The organism is Burkholderia sp. E168m23 (assembly GCF_016586125.1).
Classification (GTDB): Bacteria; Pseudomonadota; Gammaproteobacteria; order Burkholderiales; family Burkholderiaceae; genus Burkholderia; species Burkholderia orbicola.
Window position 1 is genome coordinate 1 of the sequence record NZ_BCPP01000444.1, and the last position, 5,669, is coordinate 5,669.

General features: G+C 64.9%; 6 protein-coding genes and 1 pseudogene. 2 read left to right on the forward strand and 5 right to left on the reverse strand.

The window, feature by feature from the left end; translation table 11 throughout:
* The first annotated feature begins 85 nt into the window (after positions 1–85).
* Positions 86–604, forward strand: coding sequence for a GNAT family N-acetyltransferase (locus JMF90_RS21500; RefSeq protein ID WP_201325409.1), 519 nt, complete (start codon positions 86–88; stop codon positions 602–604).
* Between the two features lie 160 nt (positions 605–764).
* Positions 765–1,712 (forward strand): GlxA family transcriptional regulator, encoded by a 948-nt coding sequence (locus tag JMF90_RS21505; protein WP_011548358.1) that lies wholly within the window; start codon positions 765–767, stop codon positions 1,710–1,712.
* Between the two features lie 110 nt (positions 1,713–1,822).
* Here JMF90_RS21505 and JMF90_RS21510 read toward each other — a convergent pair whose 3' ends face one another.
* The 5 genes and pseudogenes from JMF90_RS21510 to JMF90_RS40170 all read right to left on the reverse strand — a co-directional run.
* Positions 1,823–2,296: an SgcJ/EcaC family oxidoreductase gene (locus JMF90_RS21510; protein WP_011548359.1), complete on the reverse strand. Its 474-nt coding sequence runs from the start codon at positions 2,294–2,296 to the stop codon at positions 1,823–1,825.
* A 67-nt stretch (positions 2,297–2,363) separates the two neighbouring features.
* Positions 2,364–3,218 carry a DJ-1/PfpI family protein gene (locus JMF90_RS21515; RefSeq protein ID WP_011548360.1) on the reverse strand — a complete coding sequence of 285 codons (855 nt, stop codon included), beginning with the start codon at positions 3,216–3,218 and terminating at the stop codon, positions 2,364–2,366.
* Between the two features lie 152 nt (positions 3,219–3,370).
* Entirely contained in the window at positions 3,371–4,117 is a 747-nt protein-coding gene (locus tag JMF90_RS21520; protein WP_011548361.1) for an SDR family oxidoreductase, read from the reverse strand.
* 271 nt (positions 4,118–4,388) lie between these two features.
* Positions 4,389–5,291: an IclR family transcriptional regulator gene (locus tag JMF90_RS21525; protein ID WP_201317167.1), complete on the reverse strand. Its 903-nt coding sequence runs from the start codon at positions 5,289–5,291 to the stop codon at positions 4,389–4,391.
* 182 nt (positions 5,292–5,473) lie between these two features.
* Positions 5,474–5,669: pseudogene (locus JMF90_RS40170) on the reverse strand (hypothetical protein); the annotation flags it as partial.

Consider the following 5,669-nt stretch of genomic DNA (forward strand, 5'->3'; position numbering starts at 1 on the left):
GGCGCACCGGCCAGGCGGTGCGCGAACCCGGAGTTCCCCATGTCGTTTCTCACGCTTACGGATCTGACTCGTATAACTTCGTATAATGTATGCTATACGAAGTTATTACGATGCCGTCCCGCTTGCCAAATTGAAGCGCGATACGTTTCGCGAAACCTTTCTGCAGGACGGATTCGGCATCGACTACCCGCCGCACGATCTGGCCGAATACGAAGCCCGGACTTACTCGGTGGCAGCGATCACCGAACAGCTCGCCGACCCGCAACGCCGCACGTGGGTCACGGAAGGCGACGACGGCACGCTGGTCGGATATGCGCACGCGGGGCCGTGCAAGCTTCCGCATCCGGACGTGGCGGACGGCTCGGGCGAGATCCATCAGATCTGCCTTCGACGCGGCACGCAAGGTACCGGCGCCGGACGGGCATTGTTCGACGCCGCGCTCGAGTATCTCGCCGCGACGCGCCCCGGCCCGGTATGGCTGGGCGTGTGGTCAGGCAATGCGAAGGCCATCGCGTTCTACGAGAAGGCCGGCTTCAAGCGGGTCGGTACGTACGATTTCAAGGTCGGCGAATCGACCGATCTGGAGTTCATCTACCGTCGCTGAGCGTCGCTTTCCGTCGGCATCGCATCCGCGCGGCGCAAACGAATACAGTCGATCGAAGGCGGCGTAAACGACGTTTTTCCCTCGTTTCGAGTCAAACGACACAATTCGAGGGTTCCCGGTAAAATTCGCCATTCCGGGGTTCTCGATCAATTGCTTCGTCATGCATCGCATTGGATTTTTCGTTTGCCGCGGCTACGACGCGCTCGATCTGGGCGGCCCGTTGTCGGCCTTCAATCAGGTGGCCACGGCCGCCGGCCATACGCCCTACGATCTTCACGTCATCTCACCCACCGGCGGCCCGATTCCCGGCAATACCGGCCTTTCGATCGACACGAAGCCGGTCGGACGGCGCGCGTTCGACACCATCGTGTTCGTCGGCGGCGATATCGCGCCGATGCAGACTTCGGAAAACATCACCGCGGCCAGCAAGCTGGCCGCCAAGGCGTCGCGAGTGGCCAGCGTGTGTACGGGTGCATTTCTGCTCGCGGAAACCGGCTCGCTCGACGGTTTGAGAGCTGCGACGCACTGGCGATACGCCGCGCAGTTGCAGTCACGCTTCCCTCGCACGCGGGTCGACGGCGACAGTATCTATGTGGTCGATGGCCGCGTCTGGACATCGGCGGGCATCGCCTCCGGCATCGACCTGGCGCTCGGCATGATCGAACGGGACATGAGCGCGGAGATCGCGCGCGAGGTCTCCCGGCTGCTGGTCGTGCCGTATCGGCGACCCGGCGGGCAATCGCAATTCTCGGCGATGTCGCAGATGGAGCCGGAATCGGATCGCATCCGCATCGCACTGAATTTCGCCCGCGAACACCTGACCGAAGCGTTGCCGGTCGAACGGCTCGCCGATGCAGCGAGCTTGAGCGTGCGACAGTTCGGACGCGCATTTCGCCGGGAAACCGGTGAAACGCCGGCGAGGGCGGTCGAGCGCTTGCGCGTCGAAGCGGCGAGACTGCGCCTGCAGGGCGGCAGCGAACCGATCGAACAGATTGCGCTGGCAGTGGGATTCACCGATCCGGAGCGGATGCGCCGAGCCTTCATCAAGCTGCTCGGACACCCGCCGCAAGCGATTCGGCGCGAGAGCAGGTCGAACGCAGCACGCTGATCGAACGCCTGCCGATCAATGCGCTGCATGGTCGACGTCCCGCTAACGGCTGATAGGCGCGCGCGTAGCGTGACTACGCAACGCGCCCTTTCGCCGGACGTCGACGACCGTCAGTCCTTGACGGGTGGGTAAGCGTTCCACATGTCGCGATGCAGCTTCCACGTGCCGCCCTGCTTCAGGAAGACGAGCGTCTGCTTCGCGCGGATCTTGAGCTTTCCGTCACCGTCGCGAACCTCCACATCCGATACCTCCGTCACGACCCGGTCGTTACCGTAGAACTCGTCATTGCTGAACGAGACGGTGCCGGGCTTCGATCCGGCATACCCGCTGGTGAAGTACTCGGTGATCGCGCGGCGCCCGGTGACCTTGTCGCCGTCCGGCGGCAAGAGCGTGCCGTCGTCGGTATAGAGGCGGCCGATCGCGTCGTAGTCCCCTCGCGCAAAGGCATCCGCCCACCGTGCGTTTTCGGCCTTGATCGCCGCTTCGGGCAGGCGTTGCGCACCACCGGCGACAGCCGGCGCCGTGAATGCAAAAAAGGACACGCACGCTGCAAGCGCAGCCGTACAAAGATGAATCTGACGCATCGTATGATTTCCGAATCGGGTTTGAATTGAAGAGGCGGCGACCCTGTACGCGTCGCCGGCCAGCGTGTCAGCGGACGCCGGGAACGCGCGCGAGTCCCTTCGATGCGCCGGGCAGCTTCTTGTCGACCATCGCGACGAGTTCGGGTCGCGCCTCTCTCGGATGACCGGAGTGGAACGGCGGATCGGGATCGTATTCGACGACGAGCTGCGTGTATTCGGCGGCCTGCTGGCCGCGCAGCTTCGCCGCCACGCGCAGCGCGAAATCGATGCCCGCCGTCACCCCGCCGCCGCTCATGAAGCGGCCGTCGTCGTCTTCGACGAAGCGATCGGGAACCGGAATCGCGCCGTACTCGGCCAGCTTGTTGACGAACGCCCAATGGCAGGCGCTGCGCTTGCCATCGAGCACGCCCGTCGCGGCAAGCACGAGCGAGCCGTTGCACACCGACGTCACGTGTTTGGCGCTCTCCGCCAGACGCCGGATCTGCGCCTGATACGCCGGACGCATCGGCGCCGACAAATCGGACCCGCCAGGCACGAGGATCACGTCGGTCCGGTCGATATCGGCCAGCCGTTCGGTCTTCCCGTACACCACGCCGAATTCGAGCGTCACGTTGCCGCCGTCGAGGCTCGCGTAGCGAACGTTCGTATTCGGCAGCCGGTGGAAAATCTCGCTCGGGCCCGCGAAGTCGAGCAGTGTGCCGCCGTCGTAATTGACGATCAGGATGTTGAGCGGCTCGGTCGGCGCAAGCAGCGCTGGGCTGCCCGTCGGCGCCGGCGCAGGCGCAGCGTGCCCGAGCAACGCGCTGCCGCCCAGCACGGCGCCGAGGGTGGCGGCGCTGCCGAACTTCAGGACATCGCGGCGCGAACGGCCTGCCCGCGTGAGTTGCCCGCCCGGGGCATGATTGTCGCTACTGTCGGTCAAGATGATTGCTCCTTGCACTTCGGCCCATGGGCGAGCGCGACCACGCCGGGCCGGATCGAATAACCGCCACCGCGAACGGCGTGGCGGACGTCAAATCGGTATGGGGATGAGCCGGGATGACGTGCCGGACTCAGGAAGCGTGCAGCGCAGGCTCAGAGCTGCGACGCCCCGCCATCGACCACCAGCTCGGTGCCGACGACGAACGACGATTCGTCGCTGGCGAGATAGAGCGCCGCGTACGCGATGTCGTCGGCGTGGCCCATGCGGCCCACCGGAATCGCTTCGGCGAATTCGGCCTTGCGGTCGCGTACCCATTCGTCGGGCTTGCCCCACTTCGAAAGCAGCGGCGTATCGATCGCGCCGGGCGCGATCGCGTTGAAGCGGATTTTCCGGTCGAGAAATTCGTACGACCAGCTGCGGGCCAGCGAGCGCACGGCGGCCTTCGCCGCGGCGGTCAGCGAGATGCCGTGCTTGCCAGTCTGCGCGACGAACGAGGTATTGAGGATCACCGACGAACCTTCGCGCAAGTACGGCAGCGCCGCTTGAAGCGTGAACACCACGCCCTTGACGTTGACGTCCATGATGTCGTTGTACAGCGTGTCGTCGATGTCGTTGACGGCGGACGGAAACGCCCAGCCGGCATTGGCGAATACCACGTCGAGACCGCCGAACCTCTCGTTAACCTCGCCGGCAATCGCGCGCATGTCGTCGAGCGACCGCACATCGCCCTTGAGCACGACCGCATGCTCGCCGAGCTCCGCCTTCACGCGCTCGAATACGCGTTCGTCGCGCCCCGTCACCGCGACACGCGCGCCTTCTGAAATGAACAGCTTCGCGGTGGCCAGACCGATGCCGCTGGTGCCGCCCGTGATCAACGCCGATTTGTTCCTGAGTCGCATCTTCCGTTCCTTTTCATGTGGTGAGTCACCAGGCCGGATACGCGACACGCGATGGTGGTTGCGTGCTTGTTCCGGCTCGATCGTTCACGTGAAGTATGGAGCGGCATGCAGATGACTCAAAGGTCGTATAACCCTCGAAAAACGTCATTCGATGTGCGCAGGCGGCACCGCTAAAAAACAAAAGCGCGCAGGTCCGCCGGACCCTGCGCGCCTCGATCGAACGTAAATGACTTGCGCAAGCAAGCCGATGAAACGGCAACGCGTAACGCGGCTAGATGGTTTTCCCCGATAACCCGTGCATCGGCCGCCGCAACGCGGCGTCGAACGGATTCGTGCGTGGGCCGATCGCGTCGGCCTGGCGCCGCAGCAGTTCGACTACCATCGGCATCCGGTCGTCGCCGAGCCGCGACGCGAGCGTGCCGACGCTCAGCGCGCCGACCGGATAACCGGTGCGATCGAGGATCGGCACCGCGACGCCGGCCATCCCGTCGAGCACGCCGCTGTTGCGGCCCGCGTAGCCGAGTTGTCGCACGCGCTCGATCTCGGTGCGCAAATACACCTCGTCGAGCACGCCGTAACCGCGGATGCGCGGCACGTTGAAGCGGATCACCTCCTCGCGTTCGGCCTCGGGCAGGAACGCGAGGATCGCGAGGCTGCCCTGCCCGACGCCGAGCGCGATGCGGCCGCCGATGTCGCCGGTAAACGAGCGGATCGGGAACGGCCCTTCGCACAGGTCGAGACACACCGCGTCGAAGCCGCTCTTCACGAGCAGGAAGATGGTTTCGCCGAGGCTCGCGCACAGCCGCAGCAGCGCGGGTCGGCACAGCGTGCGCATGCTGCTCGGGTTGCCGGCCAGCGCGGCGAGCGCGAAGAAGTCGACGCTCAGCCGGTACAGCTTCGACTGCTCGTCCTGTTCGACCATCCCTTCGGCGATCAGCGATTGCAGGATCCGGTGCGCGGTGCCCTGCGTGAGGCCGACGGCCTTCGCGAGATGCGTGACGCGCACGCCGTCCTGCTGCATGCCGGCCAGCGCGCGCAGAATCGCGAGCGCACGCTGCAGCATGCCGGTGCCGGGCGCGCCGGCCGCATCGGCCGAATCAGCCGGGACAGCGTCCTCGTCCGGGTGCGGCATGCGCGCAGCCGGCGACGTTCCGGGCAAATGGGGTTCCTGCATGCCGGCTCTCCTCGACGATTTCACTGAACGGAATACGGTAACCGCCATTGTCGTCCGGTCGAAAATCCGCAGGCATCCGGGTGTGCACGGGATTGACGCGCGCGTTTCGCGGGTCGCCCGCCCTTCATCCACCGGAACGATTCGCACGCGATTTTTCCGTTCGTTCCATTCAATGGAATTTTTCAGAAATTCATCCCGTTCAGCAGAATTCCAAATTGACGCGCCGAAATATGGCTGGCTAGAGTCCGCGTCATCGGCGCACCGGCCAGGCGGTGCGCGAACCCGGAGTTCCCCATGTCGTTTCTCACGCTTACGGATCTGACGAAAACCTTCGGCGAGCTCACCGCCGTCGCGGACGTCAACCTGTCGGTCGAACAA